Below are 17,723 nucleotides of genomic sequence, written 5' to 3' on the forward strand. Positions count from 1 at the left end.
CCAGAACGCATGCGTTCCGGCTAAAATACCGACGCCAGCTCACGATTTGTTCCGGTTTCTTTCGGCAAGCCGGTCAAAAGCTCATGCACGAAGCTGAGTTTCTGCGCCGTCACGTCCGAAATGACGAAGGGATAGAGGTCGGGCAGGCCCATGCAGCGGTTAATCGAGTTTGAGGCTTCCGAGAGTACCAGCCAGCGGGCGAGAATCTTTCCGAACGGCTCGGGCACGGCGTTGGGTTCCGCGGGCGCCGCCTGCAACCGGCCGCCGGTGTCGCCTTGCGGCAGCACATTGGTCTCCATCGTCTCAAGCTGGCCGAGTGGAAAATTCAGCGCGTGCACCATCTCCAGCGTGTCGGTGATGTGGAGATGGTGCGCCCAGGTCTCGGCCCAGTCTTCCCATGGATGCGACGTCGCATAGGCGGAGATGTGGTTCTGCTGCCAGTCGGGCGCAGCGCCATTGGCGTAATAGGCCTTCAGCGCCTGCTCGTAGTCCGGGCGTTCGTCGCCGAACAGCGCCCGGAAGGCTTCGAGCCGTTGCGGCACGTCGCGGATCAGCCGGTCCCAGTAGTAATGGCCAAGCTCATGACGGAAATGACCAAGCAGCGTGCGGTAATTTTCGCCCATCTCGACGCGCCGCCGCTCGCGCTCGGCCGAGTCCGCCTCGGCGACGTTGAGCGTGATGAGGCCGTTGTCGTGGCCGGTAAGGATGCGTTCGCCGCCGGGACCGCCGCCGATCGGATCGGCAATGAAGTCGAAGGCGAGGCCGATTTCGTCGCCGTGCTTGTGCTTGGGCGCTACCGGCAGGCCGAAGGCGAGCAGCGAATAGACGGCGCGCTTCTTGGCCGCCTCGACGCGAATCCAGCGGCGGCGGTTGCCGTCGACGGAGAGGTCGGGGATCAGCTGGTTCAGCACGCAGGCGCGGCAGTAGGTATGGCCCGGTTCGGCCATCCAGTTGCAGGCGCATTCATCCGCATTGGTGCAGTGGAAGATGCCGTCGACGTCAGACAAGGCAAAGCGCGCATGCTCGGGATCGTAAAGCACGAGACTCCCGCAATTCAGGCACTGCGCATTCTCGAAGTAGAGGCGGTGGCCGCAATGCGGGCAGTCGAACAGTTTCATGTCGTTCTCGATGCGTCAGGCGTTGGCGTATGGCGTCAGAGGAGGAATATGGTGCGGAGCGGCGCCTCGCCCAAACGCCCGCCACGGGCCGCCGTTCCATGCCCCCGTCACCTCTTTTTACCCGAGCAGCGAATTCGCCTGCCCGGCGCCGGGCGTTTCGGCCACAATAAGCACTTGATCGTAAGCAAATTCCGCTGCATTGGCCAGGGTAGCGCCGGGGGTACGGTGACAATGGCGCGTTTCGCTGGCAAGTTCGCAACCGGGACGTGATTCAGGCAATCAGGAGAGAAAGCATGGCATTGCTTGCCAAGGGAAAGATTATTGCTGCCGCGGTGGTCGCGGTACTTGCGCTGGCGACGGGCGCGCAGGCGGCGGCCAGCTGCGGCAAGACCGGCGCGGGCTTCGAAGCGTGGAAGCAGGACTTTGCCGCGCAGGCCAGGTCCGAAGGTGTCGGCGGGAAGGGTCTGGCTGCTCTGGCCGGTGCCAGCTACGCGACAAAGACAATCTCCGTCGACCGCGCCATCCACAAGGCTTTCAGCGGTTCGGTGGACGCCTTCATGAAGCGCCGTGGCGGAGCTGCGATCATTTCCAGGGGCCGTGCGCTGAAGAAGTCGAATGCGGCGATGTTCGACAGGATCGAGAGCAATTACGGCGTGTCGCCGGGCGTGTTGCTGGCCATCTGGGGCATGGAAACCGGCTTCGGAGCCTCCCTGGGCAACCAGAACACGGTCTCCGCCATTCTGACGCTTGCCTATGATTGCCGTCGCCCGGGCTTCTTTTACCCGCATGCCATTGCGGCGCTGAAGCTGGTCGATCGCGGCGCGCTGAGCGCCTCGTCGGTCGGCGCTGCTCATGGCGAGATCGGCCATACGCAGTTCCTGCCCGGTAATGTCCTGAAGTATGGCGTCGGCAACGGAAATCTGCGCGACAAGGCGACGGCCTTGGCTTCGACGGCCAACTTTCTCAAGGCTCATGGCTGGCGGGCGGGTGCGAGCGCGAGTGCGAATATGGGGGCCATCGCCGGCTGGAATTCCGCCAGCGTCTACCAGCAGGCCATCGCCCAGATCGCCGACGCGATCGACGGCGGCTGATAGAAATATCCAGATCGAAGAACGGAAAGCCCGGCCATGCGCCGGGCTTTTTGTTGGTGCGTGAGGCAAGAGCGGCGAGCGCCTGGGTTCCTCAATTGCCCACGTAGCCACCGCCCGACGGGCATTTCTCGGAAGCGGGAACCTCGAAGGAGCCGCTGTAAACATTTGAGCAGGTACGGAACTTGGAGTTCCTCCGCATTGGCGGAACCGCCTTTGGCCTGCCCTCTATATCGATTTTGGTCGGTTGGTCGTGCTGAGCGTAGCCGCTCACTGGGCATTTGCGGGAAGCGGGAATCTGGTAGGTACCGGTAATACCGTTGCAGGTACGGAAGTTGGAGTTCCGCGGCGCTGGCGCGGCCCTGGCAGCCGCCTTTGACTTGCCCTTGATGACCAGCCATATCTCGGTGGGCAGGTCTAGCTGCACTCTGTTCAAATCGGAGTAGCTGATCCGCCCGCTGCGGACCCCTTCGCCAAGGCGCTGGCAGAACAGGGCTGGCATGCGCTCCTGCGAGACGCCCATGAAAGAGGCGATTTCGTGCTTGAACGTGATGCTCCACAAATGGACTGCGGAGATGCACCCGTCCTGCTCGCGTTTCGCGGCCGCCTGCGAGGACTGGCATCCGGTAAAGACGATGGCCGCCGCAAGCATGAGAAAAATGGCGTTTTTCACGATCGGAATCCCTCGTCCCGCGAAGGAATTTAGATGAGGCTTTTAAAAGGTCAAACGGAAACCATGTCAGCCAGCTTGGCCTCTTATATTAGAGGTACCAAATAAAAACCCTGCGTGACCGCCGGGTTTTCCTGGAACACTAGTTTGGTTCACCCTTGCGGCTCCTTGCCGCCAGCGTCCTCAGCCGCAGCGCGTTGAGGCGGATGAAGCCGGCGGCGTCCTTCTGGTCGTAGGCGCCGCGGTCATCCTCGAAGGTGACCAGGGCGTCGGAATAGAGCGTCTTCTTGGATTTGCGGCCGGTGACCATTACATTGCCCTTGTAGAGTTTCAGGCGCACCGTGCCTTCGACGTCCTCCTGGCTCTTGTCGATCATCGCCTGCAGCATCAGCCGCTCGGGCGAGAACCAGAAGCCGTTGTAGATCAGTTCGGCGTAGCGCGGCATGAACTCGTCCTTGAGATGGCCGGCCCCGCGGTCGAGCGTGATCGATTCGATGGCGCGGTGGGCGACGATCAGGATGGTGCCGCCGGGGGTCTCGTAGACGCCGCGCGATTTCATGCCGACGAAGCGATTCTCGACCAGGTCGAGCCGGCCGATGCCATTGTCGCGGCCAAGATCGTTGAGGGCCGTCAGCATCTCGGCCGGCGACAGTTTCTTGCCGTTCAGCGCAATCGGATCGCCCTTCAAAAATTCGATCTCGATCTCGGTGACCTTGTCCGGCGCGTCCATCGGCGAGACGGTGCGCTGGTGGACGAATTCCGGCGGCTCGCTCCACGGGTCTTCCAGCACCTTGCCCTCGGAAGAGGAGTGCAGAAGGTTGGCGTCGACCGAGAACGGCGCCTCCCCCCGCTTGTCCTTGGCCACCGGGATCTGGTGCTGCTCGGCGAAGTTGATCAGGTCGGTGCGCGACTTGAACGACCAGTCGCGCCACGGCGCGATGACCTTGATGTCGGGATTCAGCGCATAGGCCGACAGCTCGAAACGCACCTGGTCGTTGCCCTTGCCGGTGGCGCCGTGCGCAATGGCATCGGCGCCGACCTCCTGGGCGATCTCGACCAGGTGCTTGGAAATCAACGGGCGGGCGATCGAGGTGCCGAGCAGGTAGGTGCCTTCATAGATGGCGTTGGCGCGAAACATCGGGAAGACGAAATCCGAGACGAATTCCTCGCGCACATCGACGACGCGGATATCCTTGATGCCCATCATCTCAGCCTTCTGGCGCGCCGGCTCCAGCTCGCCACCCTGGCCGAGATCGGCGGTGAAGGTGACGACTTCGGCGCCGAGCTCGGTCTGCAGCCATTTCAGGATGATGGAGGTGTCGAGACCGCCGGAATAGGCGAGCACGACCTTCTTGACGTCTTTTGTCTTGGGCATTGCTGGGGACATTTTGGCGGTTCCGCGCGTGAGTTTCGCGGGCGAGGTATCACGGCATTTCCGGCCAGCGCAAGGGATGAACGGGCTCCGGCCGCCGCAGCCGCTGGACCAGATGCCACGCCAGTCAGTTGCTGGCGTGAGCCGGGAGGCTGCGTTATAGACCGACGATCATTCGCCAGGGCCCACCGATGTCCTTCATTCCCGACACCACCACGCTGATCCAGTTCGCCATCGCCACCATGATCCTGGCGATCACGCCGGGGCCGGATATGACGCTGTTCGTCTCGCGGACACTGAGCCAGGGCCGCGCCGCCGGCTTTGCCTCGCTGGCGGGTGCTCTGTTCGGAACGCTTTGGTGGCGGTCGGCATCTCGGCGCTGATCGTCGCCTCGCCAATGGCCTTCCTCGTGCTGAAAATTTTCGGCGCCGCCTATCTGGTGTTCCTGGCCTGGCAGGCAATCACCAAGGGCTCGGCGTTTTCACCGCAGAAGAAGAACGGGCCGCAAATTTCGCTGTTCCGCAGCTGGGCCGCCGGGCTTGGCGTCAATCTGCTCAACCCGAAGATCATCCTGTTCTTCATGACGTTTCTGCCGCAGTTCGTCTCCGCTCACGATCCGAACGCGCCGGGAAAACTGTTCTTCCTCGGCCTCATGTTCATCGTGCTGTCGATCCCGATGACAGCGCCGATGGTGTTTGCCGCGGAAAGGTTTTCGGCGGCGATGAAGGCCAGCCCGCGCGTAACGCGGGTCGTCGACTATCTCTTTGCCGGTGTGTTTTCGGCCTTCGCGCTCAAGATCCTGACCGCTCAGGCGAAGTAGCGGCCTGCCACCAGCTTCCGGCCCAGCGGCCGGCGCTTAGCCAGTAGAAGATGCCGCCGACCATGCCGCAGCCGATCACCGCGGCGATGGCGCGCGGTTCGGTGACGTCGAAATCCACGTTCTGGTGGACGAAGCCGAGGAAGGCCGCGGCCACGAAGCCGCCCGCGAGTGCATAGAACAGCCAGTCGCGGCGGCTGAGGACCTCGGAGATCAGGATTGCGACCACCGCCGGTATGAAAGCGAAATAGGCGACAAACAGCGCCACGAACGGGATCGAAAAATACAGCGCCGCGGCCGCCGCTGGGTGCGCATCGTCCGGCATATAACCGACGGAAGCCAGGAACAGCACGTTGAGAAAGGCGCTCGCCGCCAATGAGGCGACGACATAGCCGAACAGGATGACAGCGAAACGGAGGATATAGGCGAAGAGGCGGCTCACGCCTCGCCATGCCCCGCAATCATCATGGCTTCCAGCGCCAGGCGGTCGACCTTGCGCATGCGTTCGGAGTCGGATTTGAGCTGCCCGCAGGCGGCCAGGATGTCGCGGCCGCGCGGCGTGCGGATCGGCGAGGCATAGCCGGCATTGTTGATGTAGTCGGCAAACTTCTCGATCGTCTCCCAGTCCGAGCACTGATAGTTGGTGCCCGGCCACGGGTTGAACGGGATCAGATTGATCTTGGCTGGAATGCCTTTGAGCAGCTTGATCAGCCCCTTGGCGTCCTCGATGGAATCGTTGACGTCCTTCAGCATCACATATTCGAAGGTGATGCGCTTGGCGTTGGACAGGCCGGGATAGGCGCGGCAGGCCTCGATCAGTTCCTTCAGCGGATACTTCTTGTTGATCGGCACAAGCAGGTCGCGCAAATCGTCATTGGTGGCGTGCAGCGAGATCGCCAGCATGACCCCGATCTCCTCGCCGGTGCGGAAGATCTCGGGCACCACGCCGGAGGTCGAGAGCGTAATGCGGCGCTTCGACAGCGACAGTCCGTCGCCGTCGGAGGCAATCAGCAGCGCCTTCTTCACCGCCTCGAAATTGTAGAGCGGCTCGCCCATGCCCATCATGACGACGTTGGAGACTTTTCTGCCCTCGGCAGGGACGATGGCGCCGTCGGGTGTGTCGCGGTCGGGGAAATCGCCGAGCCGGTCGCGGGCGGTGAGCAATTGCGCCAGGATCTCTTCCGCCGTCAAATTGCGCACCAGCTTCTGCGTGCCGGTGTGGCAGAACGAGCAGGTCAGCGTGCAGCCGACCTGCGATGAGATGCATAGCGTGCCGCGGCCTTCTTCGGGGATGTAGACGGTCTCGATCTCGACGGGACGGCCGGCGCCGCGCGGCGGAAAGCGGAACAGCCACTTGCGCGTGCCGTCGGAGGAAATCTGCTCCTCGACGATTTCGGGCCTGGCGACGGTGAAATGCTTGTCCAGTTCGGCGCGCAGATCTTTGGAGATGTTGAACATGCCGGCAAAGTCGGAGACGCCGCGCACATACATCCAGTGCCAGAGCTGTTGGGCGCGCATTTTCGCCTGGCGCTCGGGCACGATGCCGGCACTGATGAGGGCGTCACCGAGCTCGGCCCGCGTCAGGCCGATCAGCGACGGCTTCTCGGGCGTGGCGCGGGCGCGCAACGCATCGCGTGCGCCCTCAGTGGTGAGATCGAAGGAAAGGGTCATATCAGCGCCAATATAAGCGAATTGCGGCCGATTTCATCCATCGTGCCGAAAAGAAGCGCGGCGCATAGCACAGGTTGCGGCGAGAGTCATGCGGCGGGAACCGCGCTAGCCTACTTGCACTTGGCGATCGACGTCAGCGCGGCCGAGATGCCTTTCAGCGAAAACACATAGGTCGTCGGATTGCCGCGGCCAGACTTCGCCGAGACCTTCATGTCGGTGCCGGTTTTCATGGCGGCGATCAGCACCGGCTCTTCGGCGGCGTTCTCGACCCAGGCCGACTTGCCGCGGGTGAACATCGAGAACGTCTTCTTGTCGATGGTGACGGTGGCCTTGGAGCCTTCCTGGAATGTGTAGCCGGCGATGAATTGCGGCTCGTAGGACACTTGCTGGCCCGGGCGCTGGCTGACGAAGAAGAACATGTCGCCATGATCGAGCGTCGGCGGCTGCTTGTCGGTCGGCACGGTGAGCACATAGCAGACCTTGCCGCCCTGCGCCTGGTAGCTGTAGGTGCCCCAGGCATTGTGCTGGCCGATCTTGGTCGCCTGCTGCGCCAGCGCCGGCGCGGCAAAGGCCACCAGGACCAGGCTCGAGACTAGTGCAATCAATCCGCGCATCGCTTTTCCCGTATTCCAAATGGTGCGGGGCAGGCCGGCTTGGCGTCCTGCCCGTCGCTTCATTTTGATTTAATCTGGGTTACCAAACGGTGAATTTCCCTTGGAAAAGGACATTCACCCATGGAAACCACCGCCATTTCCGCGCCGCTTCTTGAAAAAACGGCTTTCGCAATGTCCCTGCGGCGACTTGGAGGCCACGAAAGCGGCAAGAGTTTGACTTTTCGAACGGCCGCAGCGGAACCCGAAGCCAAGCCGCTATCGTCCTGTTTGAGCGGAGGATTTCTTCTGAACCCAGTTGCCAACGCGACGCCGATTCAGCTCTTGTCGGCGATCGCCTCCTTGGCGGCCTTGCGGTGCGCAGGGGTGATATGGGCGCTTACCGCGGAGATCGCGGCGGTCAGCACGGCGATGTCGTCGGTGAAGCCGAGGCCGAAGACGAAATCGGGTATGACATCGACCGGCAGCACGAAATAGCCAAGCGCTGCCAGCAATATGCCCTTGGCACGCAAAGGCGTCTTCCTGTCGAGCGCGCAATAATAGCCGGCAACGACCTCTTCCATGAACGGAATCTGCCGGGCGGCCTTCTTGGCCGTGCGCCAGAATTTGGCGCGCACTTCACTCTCGTCGCCGAGCTTGCTGCCGAAGCCGAAGAAATCAAAACCGGGCTGCTGCGCCATCAATCCTCTCCTTGCCGGCCGTCGCGCTACGCGTTGCGCGCGGCCGCCACGGAAAATGTGGTGAAAGTCCCGGTCCACTGCAAGAGGATGGCGCCGATTTGGCGTTGCCGCCCCAGCGTTCAGCGGCCTGCATACCCATTCATCTTCTTGGCCAGCGCGATGTCGAGCGCGGTGACACCGCCGGCATCATGGGTGTTGAGCGTCACGTCGACAGTCTTGTAGACGTTCGACCAGTCGGGATGATGGTCCATCTTCTCGGCGGCCAGCGCGACGCGGGTCATGAAGGCGAAGGCTTCGGAAAAATTCTTGAAGACAAAGCTGCGCTTGATGGAGGCGCCATCGGCTGCCTGCGACCAGCCAGGCAGTTCGGCCAGTGCGGCGGCGATGGCGTCCTTGCTGAGTTTCTCTCTCGTCATGATGATTTCCCGTGCTATCCCAGTTATCGACCCTCACCATAATGCAAGTCGCCCAAAAGTCCTTTGCGTTTTGGGCTTCCAAATGCACGAACGGCGCATATCGAATGAGCGTAAAGCCGATAAATTCCATACTCTTCGTCTGCCTCGGCAACATCTGCCGCTCACCCCTGGCCGAAGGCGTGTTTCGCGCCCCGGAACGCGGCCGCGACATGGTGCTGGACGATATTGTGCTGGACTCTGCGGCGACCGGCGGCTGGAACCTCGGCGAAGCGCCCGACCCGCGCTCGATCGCGATTGCGGCCCGCCACGGCCTCGACATATCAGGGCAGCGGGCACGCAAGGTCAGGCCGGAGGATTTTTCGCGCTTCGACCTGATCCTCGGCATGGATCGGCAAAATGTCCGCGACCTCAAGGCGTTGGCGCCGGCCGGTGCGCGCGAACGTATTCATCTCTTGGCAGAGTTTGCGCAGGGCAAAACCCGCGACGTGCCGGATCCCTATTATGGCGGGGCCGAAGCGTTCGCTTCGGTCTACCGCATGATCCGCGAAGCGTCCGAGGCGCTGGCGACGAGGTTGGTGGCGCGGGCGTCGACGCCGGAGAGCGGCCACGCCTCCTCGACAATGTAGGGACCGCCGCCGACCGAATCGCGCGACGACATCAGCACGAAGCGGCCGACGCGAAACGGCAGCGTCGAAAAATTGCCGCGCGCCGACAGGTACTGGGCGACGTCGAGCGGGCTCGAATTGCGCAAGCGTGCCAGCGTAACATGCGGGGTGAACTTGCGCGGGTCGGCGGGCAGGCCGAGCCGCTGGCAGATGCGGTCGATTTCGCCTTGCAGCGCCGAAAGGTCGGGCGAGGCGAAGACGCCGGCCCAGACGGCGTGCGGCTTCTTCTGGCCGAACGCGCCAACTCCGGACAGGGTGAGCGAGAAGGATGGGCGGTGCACCCGGTCGAGTGCGTTGGCGATTTCGTCGGCGACATGGCCTTCGACGTCGCCGATGAAGCGCAGCGTCAGATGGTAGTTTTCGACATCGATCCAGCGGGCTCCGGGCAGGCCGCCCCTGAGCAGGGACAGCGAAAGAGCGGCGTCACGCGGTATTTCGAGGGCGGTGAAAAGACGCGGCATGGTGAGCCTCCCTTCCTCGAATCGAACTGTGCCCCTAGCGAATCATCGATAGTCAAACGGGGCAAGTGGTTTGTTGGTTGCAGGCATTTTTACGAACAGGCGACCCCGGGCCCTCTGCAGCCCGGTCTTTTGTTTCAAAGTTCGCGCGAGGCGAACAGCGTCCTCTCTCTTGATGATAATGGCCATATGACCTTCCTTTTGGAGGCTATATGTCCTTTTTGGCCACACCGGTCAAAATGATCGCCGCGTGTTATTCTCGTCACGCCGGCGTTCAACCGCCACCCTGAACTGCCGCAATCGCCTTCTCCACGGCGGGCAGGATGCGCTCGACCATCGCTGCGACGCCCTTCGGATTGGGATGCAGGCCATCCTCCAACTGCAGGCCGGACTGCCCGGCGACGCCATCGAGAAAAAACGGATAGAGCGGCACATCGTATTTCGCGGCAAGCTTTGGATAGATCGCATCGAAGGCGTTCTGGTAGTCGGCGCCGAGATTGGGAGCGGCGCGCATGCCGGCCAAAAGCACCGCGATCTTGCGCGCTTTCAGCTTCGCCAGCATGTCGTCCAGGTTCTTTTCCGTGATGCTGGGCGAGACGCCGCGCAGCATGTCGTTGGCGCCGAGTTCGAGGATAACCAGCCTTGTCCCATCCGGCACCGACCAGTCAAGCCGCGCCAAGCCGCCGCTCGAGGTGTCGCCTGAAACGCCGGCGTTGGCGACGGTGACGTCATGGCCTTTGGCGCGCAGCGCAGCTTGCAATTTGTCGGTAAAGCCATCGCCAGGCCCGAGGCCGAAACCGGCCATCAGGCTGTCGCCGAAGCCGACGATGGTGAACGTCTCGGCGCGCACGGACGAAATGGCGCCGCAAAGGGTGACGAAAAGGACGAGCCCTGCGGCATTCAAGCGTTTGAAAGATATCTTGCGTTTGAAAGACATGTGGCAGGCCCCATATACCCGAGGAATTCTTCCGGCGACGGCTTCCGGCAAGCAGAGCCTTCATCCTGATATAGGACGCTTTAATTGTGACAGAAGCCGTCATCGCGCTGAAAGACATATCCCTGACCCTGGGCCAAGGGGCTTCGTCGGTGCATGTGCTGAAAGGCGTCAGCCTTGACGTGACGCGCGGCGAGGCGACCGGCATTGTCGGCCCTTCGGGTTCCGGCAAGTCGACCTTGCTGATGGTGCTTGCCGGGCTGGAGCAGGTCGATTCGGGGACGGTGCGGATCGCCGGCGAATTGCTGAACGGCAAAAGCGAGGACCAGATCGCATCGTTTCGGGGCCGAAACATCGGCATCGTCTTCCAGTCGTTCCATCTCATTCCCAACATGACGGCGCTCGAAAATGTCGCGGTGCCGCTGGAACTGGCCGGCCATGCCGATCCGTTCGGTGTCGCGGCGCGCGAGCTGGCGGCGGTGGGCTTGAGCGACCGCGTCACCCACTATCCGGGCGAGCTGTCCGGCGGCGAACAGCAGCGCGTGGCGATCGCCCGCGCGCTGGCGCCGTCGCCGCGCATTCTCATCGCCGACGAGCCGACCGGCAATCTCGACCAGGCGACGGGGCGGCAGGTTGCCGACCTTTTGTTCGCCAAGGCGGCCGAGCGCGGCATGACCTTGGTGCTGGTCACGCACGATCCGGCCCTTGCGGCGCGCTGCTCGCGCCAGCTGTCGATGCGCTCGGGCCGCATCGAGGATGCGCCGGTAGCGCAGGTCAAGGTGCCGGCCTGATGCCACTGTCGCAGACGCTGAAGCTCGCGTTCCGCTTCTCGCTGCGCGAGATGCGCGGCGGGTTGTCGGGTTTCCTGATCTTCCTTGCCTGCATTGCGCTCGGCGTCGCTGCAATCGGCGGGGTCAATTCGGTGGCGCAGGCGATCACCGCAGGCGTTGCAGACCAAGGCCAGACGCTGCTTGGCGGCGACTTGCGCTTCCAGCTCAACCAGCGCGATGCGACGCCAGCCGAAAGCACCTTCCTCGACCGCCTCGGCACTGTGTCGCACAGCGCCAATATGCGCTCGATGGCGCGGCTGGAAGACGGCTCCGACCAGGCGCTGGTCGAGGCCAAGGCCATCGACGACGCCTATCCGCTCTATGGCGCGCTCGAGACCGCGCCGCAGCTTGGCAGAGAGGATTTGTTCGGCGAGAAATCAGGCGTCTTTGGCGCCGCCGCGCTAGACCTGTTGTTCGACCGGCTGAATGTGAAGATCGGTGACCGGCTGAAGGTCGGCAGCGCGACATTCGAATTGCGGGCCAGGCTGGTGAGCGAACCGGATGCGGTGTCGGACGGCTTCGGCTTCGCGCCGCGGCTGATGGTCTCGACGCAAGGGCTTGCCGCGTCCGGCCTGATCCAGCCGGGCAGCCTGGTCGAGAATGCCTACAAGGTTCGGCTGCCGGCCGGCGCCAGCGAGGCCGATCTCAAGGCCATCCAGGATCGGGCGGCGAGCGATTTCCCCGAAGCCGGCTGGTCGATCCGCACCCGCTCGAACGCCGCGCCGGCGCTGTCCTCCAACATCGAGCGCTTCTCGCAATTCCTGACGCTGGTCGGGCTGACGGCGCTGGTCGTCGGTGGCGTCGGCGTTGCCAATGCGGTGCGCGCCTATCTCGACGGCAAGCGCGGCGTCATCGCCACCTTCAAGAGCCTTGGCGCCTCGGGCGGCTTCGTCTTCACCGTCTATCTCGTGCAGATCCTGATGATCGCCGGCCTCGGCATCGCGCTTGGCCTCATCCTCGGCGCCGCCATGCCGTTTGCTGCCAGCGCTGCGCTCCAGTCGGTCATTCCGGTGCCGGCTAAAGGCGGCTTCTATCCCGGTGTGCTGGCTCTTGCCGCGCTGTTCGGGCTGCTGGTGACGCTTGCCTTCGCGCTGTTGCCGCTCGGCCGCGCCCGCGATGTGCCGGCGACCGCGCTGTTTCGCGAAATGGGTTTTGAGGGCCGCGGCTTTCCACGCCTGCCCTATCTTGCCACGGCGGTCGGCATCGCGCTCGCTTTGGCGGCGCTCGCCATCCTGTTTTCCGGCGACCGGCGCATCGCCTTGATCTTCGTCGGCGCGACGGTCTTTGCCTTTCTGGTGTTGCGCCTGGTCGGTGCGCTGGTGCAGTGGGTGGCGCGCAAAAGCCCGCGTGCGCGCTCGGTCGCGCTCAGGCTCGCCATCGGCAACATCCACCGTCCCGGCGCGCTGACGCCGTCCGTCGTGCTGTCGCTGGGCCTCGGGCTAACGCTTTTGGTGACGCTGGCGCTGATCGACGGCAATCTCAGGCAGCAGATCTCCGGCAGTCTGCCGGAACGGGCGCCGAATTTCTTCTTCGTCGACATCCAGAATAGCGAGGTCGATGCCTTCTCGACACTGATCGGCAAAGAGGCGCCGAAGGGAACGCTGGTCAAGGTGCCGATGCTGCGCGGCCGGGTGATGGCGCTGAACGGCGTTAGTGTCGACAAGGCCAATGTGCCATCGGAAGGCGCATGGGTGCTGCGCGGCGATCGCGGCCTGACCTACGACGCCAAACAACCGGCCAATGCGACATTGACCGAGGGCAGCTGGTGGCCGGAGAACTACAGCGGCGAACCGCTGGTCTCGTTCTCCAACGATGAAGGCAAGGCGCTCGGCCTGAAGCTCGGCGATACCGTCACCGTCAATGTGCTCGGACGCAATGTGACGGCCAGGATCGCCAATTTCCGAGAGGTGCAATGGGAGACGATGGGCATCAACTTCGTCATGGTGTTCTCGCCCAACACTTTTGCAGGCGCGCCCCATGGCTGGCTGGCGACGCTGACCGAAAAGGATGCCACGGCAGCAGAGGATGCCCGCCTGCTCAACGCCGTCACCCGCGCCTTCCCGGCGGTGACGACAGTTCGGGTCAAGGACGCGCTCGACGTCGTCAACCGGCTGGTCGGCCAGCTCGGCACGGCGATCCGGGCGGCGGCCGGCGTGGCGCTGATCGCTTCGGTGCTGGTGCTGGCCGGCGCGCTCGCCGCGGGAAATCGCGCCCGCATCCACGATGCCGTGGTGCTGAAGACGCTGGGCGCCACGAGGCGCACGCTGATCGCGGCGTTTTCGCTGGAATACATGCTGATCGGCCTGGCCACCGCGGTGTTTGCGTTGGCTGCCGGCGGCATCGCCGCCTGGTACATCGTTGCCCGCATCATGACGTTGCCGTCGCATTTCATGCCGGAGGTGGCAGTGGCGACCTTGGTGTTTGCGCTGGTGATCACAGTCGGCATCGGCCTTGCCGGCACCTGGCGGGTGCTCGGGCACAAGGCGGCGCCGGTGCTGCGCGACCTCTAGGCCCCAAACGGCAAGGTTGGCCGAATCTGCCGTTTCCGATTAAATCTTGGTAATGTGCAGTCATGGAAGCCCAAGAAAACCGGCTTCCGGAGATTCACCAAGCGTTGCAGCCCGTTACGGTCTTGTTCTTGACGTCAAGAACCATCATATTTCGCCACAGGCAGGCTGGAGCCCCGCCAGCGGCGCCCAGGTCCGAAAGGGCCTGACACCGTACGGGGCAGAAGCAACAGAGGATTCCAATGGCTGAGCCCATTCGCAACTACCAGACTTCGGCCGTGCCGGGCGCGCGCGCCGACATCGACCAAGGCCTGCGCACTTACATGCTCAAGGTCTACAATTTGATGGGGCTTGGCCTCCTCATCACCGGCGTCGCCGCCTGGGGCGCTTTCCAGCTCGCCGTCACCGGCGACGGACAGCTGACCGCTTTCGGCACGCTGATCTATGCCAGCGCCTTCCGCTGGGTGGTCATCCTGGCTCCGCTCGCCGCCGTCTTCTTCCTGTCGTTCAGGATCCAGTCGATGAGCGTGGCCGCGGCGCAAACCACCTTCTGGGTCTATTCGGGCCTGGTCGGCCTGTCGCTGTCGACCATCTTCCTGGTCTACACCGGCGCCTCGATCACCCAGACCTTCTTTGCCACGGCGGCCGCCTTCGGCGCGCTGTCGCTCTACGGCTACACGACAAAGCGTGACCTTTCGGCCTTCGGCTCGTTCCTGGTCATGGGCGTCGTCGGCCTTGTGATCGCCATGCTGATCAACATCTTCCTCCAGTCGTCGGCGCTCGGCTTCGCTATCTCGGCGATCGGCGTGTTGATCTTCGCCGGCCTCACCGCCTACGACACGCAGACCATCAAGGAAATGTACTACGAAGGCGATCAGGCCGACGTTGCCGGCCGCAAGGCGATCATGGGCGCGTTGAGGCTATATCTCGACTTCATCAACCTGTTCATGTTCCTGCTGCAGTTCATGGGCGATCGCCGCTAGGCGGTCTTCCCATCAGGCAACTGGACCAGCTGATATCAAGAGGGCGGCCAACGGCCGCCCTTTTCTTTTGTGCCGGCCTTTGCTGTCATGGAGGGATGAATCGTCTGCATAAATCATGAGCACTATTTCCATCCGCGCGGCCTTGGAAGGCGACCTCGGCCGAATCACCGAGATCTACGCCGATGCCGTGACGCATGGCACCGCGAGCTATGAGCTGGAGCCGCCCAGCCGCACTGAGATGGGTGGGCGCTTCGACAGCCTGACGGCGGGGGGCTTTCCCTATCTGGTGGCGGAACGAGATGGCGCGCTGCTCGGCTACGCCTATGGCGGCGCGTTCCGGCCGCGCCCGGCCTACCGCTTCATCGTAGAGGATTCCGTCTATGTCGCGCCTGATGCGAAGGGCCAGGGCGTCGGGCTGCTGCTGATGCAGGCGCTGATTGAAGCCTGCCGTATGGCGGGCTTTCGCCAGATCATAGCTGTGATCGGCGACGGCCATGCAGACAGCGCCTCGGTGCGGCTGCATGAAAAGCTCGGCTTTCGCCATTCCGGTCGCCTGGAAGGCTCCGGCTACAAGCATGGGCGCTGGCTTGACACGGTGTTCATGCAGCTGTCGCTGAATGGCGGCGTAACGGTTCCGCCCGATCCGCATTCGCTGCCGGAGCGGAAGTTTCGTGAGAGCCTGAGGAGGGGAATTGAGGAGAACTGAAGAGAACTGAAGAATTGAGGATCTGAATAGCTGAGAACAAACCCGGCGGTATTTCGACCGTTACCTCCTCTTTTTTCAATTCTTCAGCTCTTCAATTCCCCAATTTTCAATTAGGCCTGGACAATCTTCAGCTTAGCATCGAAGACGTTGAGCACGCGACCGAGTTCCTGGCCGCGCTTGAGGATTCGGCCGCCGGCGGCGATGACGGCGAAGGCGCCTTGCCGGCGTGCCAGTTTCGGATCCTTGACGATCTGGAACAGCGGCACTTCGCTGGCCCGGCGGAAGACTGAAAACACAGCCCGATCAGACAGATGATCGATGGCATAGTCGCGCCATTCGTTGGCGGCGACCATGCGTCCGTACAGCCTCAGGATCTCGTCGAGTTCACGCCGGTCGAAACGGACCGGCTGGTCGAGGCGTTCGCGTCGCGCCTCGTGCAGCGGGATCAATATTGCGGATGCGTCCCCATCCTCCGTCCCACCGCTGCGATCGGTCATCCCGCGATCCCTTTGAAAATGAATCTCGCTTGCAGAAGTTGGCGTGTTCGCCGTGGAATTGCAAGGCCCGGCTAACCATCCCGGGACCGCGCTGTTTTCGCAACGTCCAGTCACTTTTATAAAACGCGGTGTTTGAATTGGTGATGCCTCGCCACATTTCCGCCATTTTTTATCCGCGCTCATGCCCCAATGTCCGACGAATTTACCGGCGTTGCCTGAGACGGTTCGGTCCGGCACCGGCTCGTAAACCCCAAGCCCCCCGCCCACGGGTCTGCGTCGGATCGAACCAACCTCGGACTTTCCTCAGGGAGAGACCGGGTGCGACGATCCCAAAACCTAAATGACCGACGTCAGAAGCAAGCTGACGTCGGTTTTTTTGTTTTTGGCTGCTTGAAGAATTTGCTGGAGGCTGCGGTGCCCAGTTTGCGGGCGCATCCCCTCACCCGGATTGCCAGCCGAATTGCAACAGCAATTCGGGCCAATCCGACCTCCCCCGAGCGGAGAGGAGTTCGCGCCAGCGCTGATTCAGCCTCTTCTCCCCTCGGGGAGAAGGTGGCCGAGAGCGGCCGGATGAGGGGGCCTCTTAAGGCTTGTGAATAAACGCCGCGCCCAGAATAGGCCCCGGCAGGCCGTCCTTGCCGACCGATTGCAGCAGCACGGCGCAGCCGCCTTTCTTGGCGATCTCGGTCATCGGCAATTCGTAGCGCTGCGCCTTGCCGTGCCACATGCCGGCGGTCTGGATGCCGGTGACGGCGTTCCAGTAGGTCATGCTGCGGCCGGTGTTCTCGCCCTTGGCGATGGTCACCGTCTGCGGTGGTTCGAAATAGACGATGACGACATGGGCGTCGCTGGGGCCGCTACCGGCGTCGCCGGCATCGATCATGACGCGATCGCTGGTGCGGCTGACCTTGACGCTGACCCGCATGCCTTCACCGGATTTCTCCATGCGGGCAAGCGCGCCGTCGACCTCCTTGCGGCTGGCGCCGTTGACATGGCTGCGACCATTGATGACGGCTTGCGGCGTGTAGACGGAGCGGGTGCCGAAGGCGCGCATATAGTCATATTGCCGGTCGGTATTGTCCTTGCTGCTCAGCGTGTCCTGCCAGCCGAGATAGTCCCAGTAATTGACGTGGTAGGCGAGCGCGACGACGTTGTCCTTGGCCGCCAGCTCGGCAAAGAAAGCGTCCGCCGGCGGGCAGGAATTGCAGCCCTGGCTGGTGAACAGCTCGACCACGCCCAAGGGCCTGTCAATCTGCGGTTTGTCGGTCTGGGTCGTTCCCGATTCCTCGGCGAACCCGGTCCCGGCAAGCGCCGAGAAGGCCAGCGCAAAAGCCGCAAGCCGGAGAGGGTGTCGAGGTGCCATGATCGTTCCGATTCCCGCCGGTGACGCCGGCCTTGTTCTGGTTGCCCAGATTTGTGGCAGAAGCGACAGTCAACGGGAAGTCACGTTGCGGTGAAATTTTTGCTGCCGCAACCATGGGTATGGCCATCACAGGGGGAGCACTTCACCGCCCGGTTCGATCGGGAGCATGGCATCAGGAGCGTGGGGCAGATCTTGCTGAGCCCAGCCGGTTTTTACTCCTGTCGGACAGGGCGGGGCTTCGATCGGGTCGGGCAATGCTTTGGAAAGACTGGGAGTAGGGAGTAGGGAGTAGGGAGTAGGGAGTAGGGAGTAGGGAGTAGGGAGTAGGGAGTAGGGA

Annotated in this window: 18 protein-coding genes and 1 pseudogene; 7 read left to right on the plus strand and 12 right to left on the minus strand. The window is 62.9% G+C overall.

The window, feature by feature from the left end:
• Nucleotides 1-20: 20 nt before the first annotated feature.
• Nucleotides 21-1,118, minus strand: coding sequence for a zinc-binding metallopeptidase family protein (locus tag NKI96_RS23610; protein WP_023683835.1), 1,098 nt, complete (start codon nt 1,116-1,118; stop codon nt 21-23).
• A 293-nt stretch (nt 1,119-1,411) separates the two neighbouring features.
• Between NKI96_RS23610 and NKI96_RS23615 the strand changes: the two genes are divergently transcribed.
• Nucleotides 1,412-2,209: a lytic murein transglycosylase gene (locus NKI96_RS23615; RefSeq protein WP_023671711.1), complete on the plus strand. Its 798-nt coding sequence runs from the start codon at nt 1,412-1,414 to the stop codon at nt 2,207-2,209.
• A gap of 91 nt (nt 2,210-2,300) precedes the next feature.
• Here NKI96_RS23615 and NKI96_RS23620 read toward each other — a convergent pair whose 3' ends face one another.
• Together NKI96_RS23620 and NKI96_RS23625 are read right to left on the minus strand one after the other, a co-directional pair.
• Nucleotides 2,301-2,879, minus strand: coding sequence for a hypothetical protein (locus NKI96_RS23620; RefSeq protein ID WP_023683836.1), 579 nt, complete (start codon nt 2,877-2,879; stop codon nt 2,301-2,303).
• 139 nt (nt 2,880-3,018) lie between these two features.
• The gene (locus tag NKI96_RS23625; RefSeq protein ID WP_352791416.1) at nt 3,019-4,251 is read right to left on the minus strand and encodes an argininosuccinate synthase; all 1,233 of its coding nucleotides are present in this window, start codon (nt 4,249-4,251) and stop codon (nt 3,019-3,021) included.
• Nucleotides 4,252-4,439: 188 nt separating this feature from the next.
• On the opposite strand from NKI96_RS23625, the pseudogene NKI96_RS23630 reads away from it, so the two are divergent.
• Nucleotides 4,440-5,068 (plus strand): annotated as a pseudogene (locus NKI96_RS23630) (LysE family translocator).
• On the opposite strand, the gene NKI96_RS23635 reads toward NKI96_RS23630, so the two are convergent.
• From NKI96_RS23635 to NKI96_RS23655, 5 genes are all read right to left on the minus strand, one after another.
• Nucleotides 5,040-5,507, minus strand: a complete 468-nt coding sequence (locus tag NKI96_RS23635; RefSeq protein WP_023831881.1) for a hypothetical protein — start codon at nt 5,505-5,507, stop codon at nt 5,040-5,042. The pseudogene NKI96_RS23630 and the gene NKI96_RS23635 overlap by 29 nt on opposite strands.
• Nucleotides 5,504-6,736, minus strand: a complete 1,233-nt coding sequence (gene rlmN / locus NKI96_RS23640; protein ID WP_023828747.1) for a dual-specificity RNA methyltransferase RlmN — start codon at nt 6,734-6,736, stop codon at nt 5,504-5,506. Before rlmN ends, NKI96_RS23635 begins: the two co-directional genes overlap by 4 nt.
• A 110-nt stretch (nt 6,737-6,846) precedes the next feature.
• The gene (locus tag NKI96_RS23645; protein WP_023671718.1) at nt 6,847-7,350 is read right to left on the minus strand and encodes an invasion associated locus B family protein; all 504 of its coding nucleotides are present in this window, start codon (nt 7,348-7,350) and stop codon (nt 6,847-6,849) included.
• Nucleotides 7,351-7,664: 314 nt separating this feature from the next.
• The gene (locus tag NKI96_RS23650) at nt 7,665-8,027 is read right to left on the minus strand and encodes a YkvA family protein (RefSeq protein WP_023687669.1); all 363 of its coding nucleotides are present in this window, start codon (nt 8,025-8,027) and stop codon (nt 7,665-7,667) included.
• A gap of 119 nt (nt 8,028-8,146) precedes the next feature.
• Entirely contained in the window at nt 8,147-8,443 is a 297-nt protein-coding gene (locus tag NKI96_RS23655; RefSeq protein WP_352712952.1) for a 4a-hydroxytetrahydrobiopterin dehydratase, read from the minus strand.
• A 104-nt stretch (nt 8,444-8,547) separates the two neighbouring features.
• Here NKI96_RS23655 and NKI96_RS23660 point away from each other — a divergent pair, with 104 nt between their 5' ends.
• The gene (locus NKI96_RS23660; protein ID WP_352712950.1) at nt 8,548-9,069 is read left to right on the plus strand and encodes a low molecular weight protein-tyrosine-phosphatase; all 522 of its coding nucleotides are present in this window, start codon (nt 8,548-8,550) and stop codon (nt 9,067-9,069) included.
• On the opposite strand, the gene thpR is transcribed toward NKI96_RS23660, so the two are convergent.
• Nucleotides 8,973-9,569: an RNA 2',3'-cyclic phosphodiesterase gene (gene thpR, locus NKI96_RS23665; protein ID WP_023683839.1), complete on the minus strand. Its 597-nt coding sequence runs from the start codon at nt 9,567-9,569 to the stop codon at nt 8,973-8,975. The genes NKI96_RS23660 and thpR overlap by 97 nt on opposite strands.
• 271 nt (nt 9,570-9,840) lie before the next feature.
• Complete coding sequence (locus tag NKI96_RS23670; RefSeq protein WP_488494584.1) at nt 9,841-10,503, minus strand: arylesterase; 663 nt, start codon at nt 10,501-10,503, stop codon at nt 9,841-9,843.
• A gap of 86 nt (nt 10,504-10,589) precedes the next feature.
• Here NKI96_RS23670 and NKI96_RS23675 point away from each other — a divergent pair, with 86 nt between their 5' ends.
• The 4 genes from NKI96_RS23675 to NKI96_RS23690 all read left to right on the plus strand — a co-directional run bounded on the left by NKI96_RS23675 (nt 10,590) and on the right by NKI96_RS23690 (nt 15,526).
• A complete protein-coding gene (locus tag NKI96_RS23675) occupies nt 10,590-11,291 on the plus strand; it encodes an ABC transporter ATP-binding protein (protein WP_352806443.1) in 702 nt (233 codons plus the stop codon).
• Nucleotides 11,291-13,840, plus strand: coding sequence for an ABC transporter permease (locus tag NKI96_RS23680; RefSeq protein WP_352806445.1), 2,550 nt, complete (start codon nt 11,291-11,293; stop codon nt 13,838-13,840). Before NKI96_RS23675 ends, NKI96_RS23680 begins: the two co-directional genes overlap by 1 nt.
• Before the next feature lie 239 nt (nt 13,841-14,079).
• The gene (locus tag NKI96_RS23685) at nt 14,080-14,820 is read left to right on the plus strand and encodes a Bax inhibitor-1/YccA family protein (RefSeq protein ID WP_023671726.1); all 741 of its coding nucleotides are present in this window, start codon (nt 14,080-14,082) and stop codon (nt 14,818-14,820) included.
• 115 nt (nt 14,821-14,935) lie between these two features.
• The gene (locus NKI96_RS23690; RefSeq protein ID WP_023726026.1) at nt 14,936-15,526 is read left to right on the plus strand and encodes a GNAT family N-acetyltransferase; all 591 of its coding nucleotides are present in this window, start codon (nt 14,936-14,938) and stop codon (nt 15,524-15,526) included.
• Nucleotides 15,527-15,636: 110 nt separating this feature from the next.
• Here NKI96_RS23690 and NKI96_RS23695 read toward each other — a convergent pair whose 3' ends face one another.
• Both NKI96_RS23695 and NKI96_RS23700 read right to left on the minus strand, forming a co-directional pair.
• Nucleotides 15,637-16,023 (minus strand): DUF2794 domain-containing protein, encoded by a 387-nt coding sequence (locus NKI96_RS23695; RefSeq protein ID WP_023683844.1) that lies wholly within the window; start codon nt 16,021-16,023, stop codon nt 15,637-15,639.
• Between the two features lie 583 nt (nt 16,024-16,606).
• A complete protein-coding gene (locus NKI96_RS23700; protein ID WP_023683845.1) occupies nt 16,607-17,386 on the minus strand; it encodes a DUF1223 domain-containing protein in 780 nt (259 codons plus the stop codon).
• Nucleotides 17,387-17,723 lie beyond the last annotated feature (337 nt).

It is taken from the genome of Mesorhizobium sp. M0292 (genome assembly GCF_040321695.1).
Classification (GTDB): Bacteria; Pseudomonadota; Alphaproteobacteria; order Rhizobiales; family Rhizobiaceae; genus Mesorhizobium.

Bases quoted from the DNA above. Each gene is read 5' to 3' on its own strand.
- NKI96_RS23695 (WP_023683844.1), bottom strand. From the start codon at position 16,023: ATGACCGATCGCAGCGGTGGGACGGAGGATGGGGACGCATCCGCAATA.
- NKI96_RS23700 (WP_023683845.1), bottom strand. From the start codon at position 17,386: ATGGCACCTCGACACCCTCTCCGGCTTGCGGCTTTTGCGCTGGCCTTC.
- NKI96_RS23690 (WP_023726026.1), top strand. From the start codon at position 14,936: ATGAGCACTATTTCCATCCGCGCGGCCTTGGAAGGCGACCTCGGCCGA.
- rlmN (WP_023828747.1), bottom strand. From the start codon at position 6,736: ATGACCCTTTCCTTCGATCTCACCACTGAGGGCGCACGCGATGCGTTG.
- thpR (WP_023683839.1), bottom strand. From the start codon at position 9,569: ATGCCGCGTCTTTTCACCGCCCTCGAAATACCGCGTGACGCCGCTCTT.
- NKI96_RS23625 (WP_352791416.1), bottom strand. From the start codon at position 4,251: ATGCCCAAGACAAAAGACGTCAAGAAGGTCGTGCTCGCCTATTCCGGC.
- NKI96_RS23685 (WP_023671726.1), top strand. From the start codon at position 14,080: ATGGCTGAGCCCATTCGCAACTACCAGACTTCGGCCGTGCCGGGCGCG.
- NKI96_RS23650 (WP_023687669.1), bottom strand. From the start codon at position 8,027: ATGGCGCAGCAGCCCGGTTTTGATTTCTTCGGCTTCGGCAGCAAGCTC.
- NKI96_RS23655 (WP_352712952.1), bottom strand. From the start codon at position 8,443: ATGACGAGAGAGAAACTCAGCAAGGACGCCATCGCCGCCGCACTGGCC.
- NKI96_RS23670 (WP_488494584.1), bottom strand. From the start codon at position 10,503: ATGTCTTTCAAACGCAAGATATCTTTCAAACGCTTGAATGCCGCAGGG.
- NKI96_RS23660 (WP_352712950.1), top strand. From the start codon at position 8,548: ATGAGCGTAAAGCCGATAAATTCCATACTCTTCGTCTGCCTCGGCAAC.
- NKI96_RS23645 (WP_023671718.1), bottom strand. From the start codon at position 7,350: ATGCGCGGATTGATTGCACTAGTCTCGAGCCTGGTCCTGGTGGCCTTT.
- NKI96_RS23610 (WP_023683835.1), bottom strand. From the start codon at position 1,118: ATGAAACTGTTCGACTGCCCGCATTGCGGCCACCGCCTCTACTTCGAG.
- NKI96_RS23680 (WP_352806445.1), top strand. From the start codon at position 11,291: ATGCCACTGTCGCAGACGCTGAAGCTCGCGTTCCGCTTCTCGCTGCGC.
- NKI96_RS23615 (WP_023671711.1), top strand. From the start codon at position 1,412: ATGGCATTGCTTGCCAAGGGAAAGATTATTGCTGCCGCGGTGGTCGCG.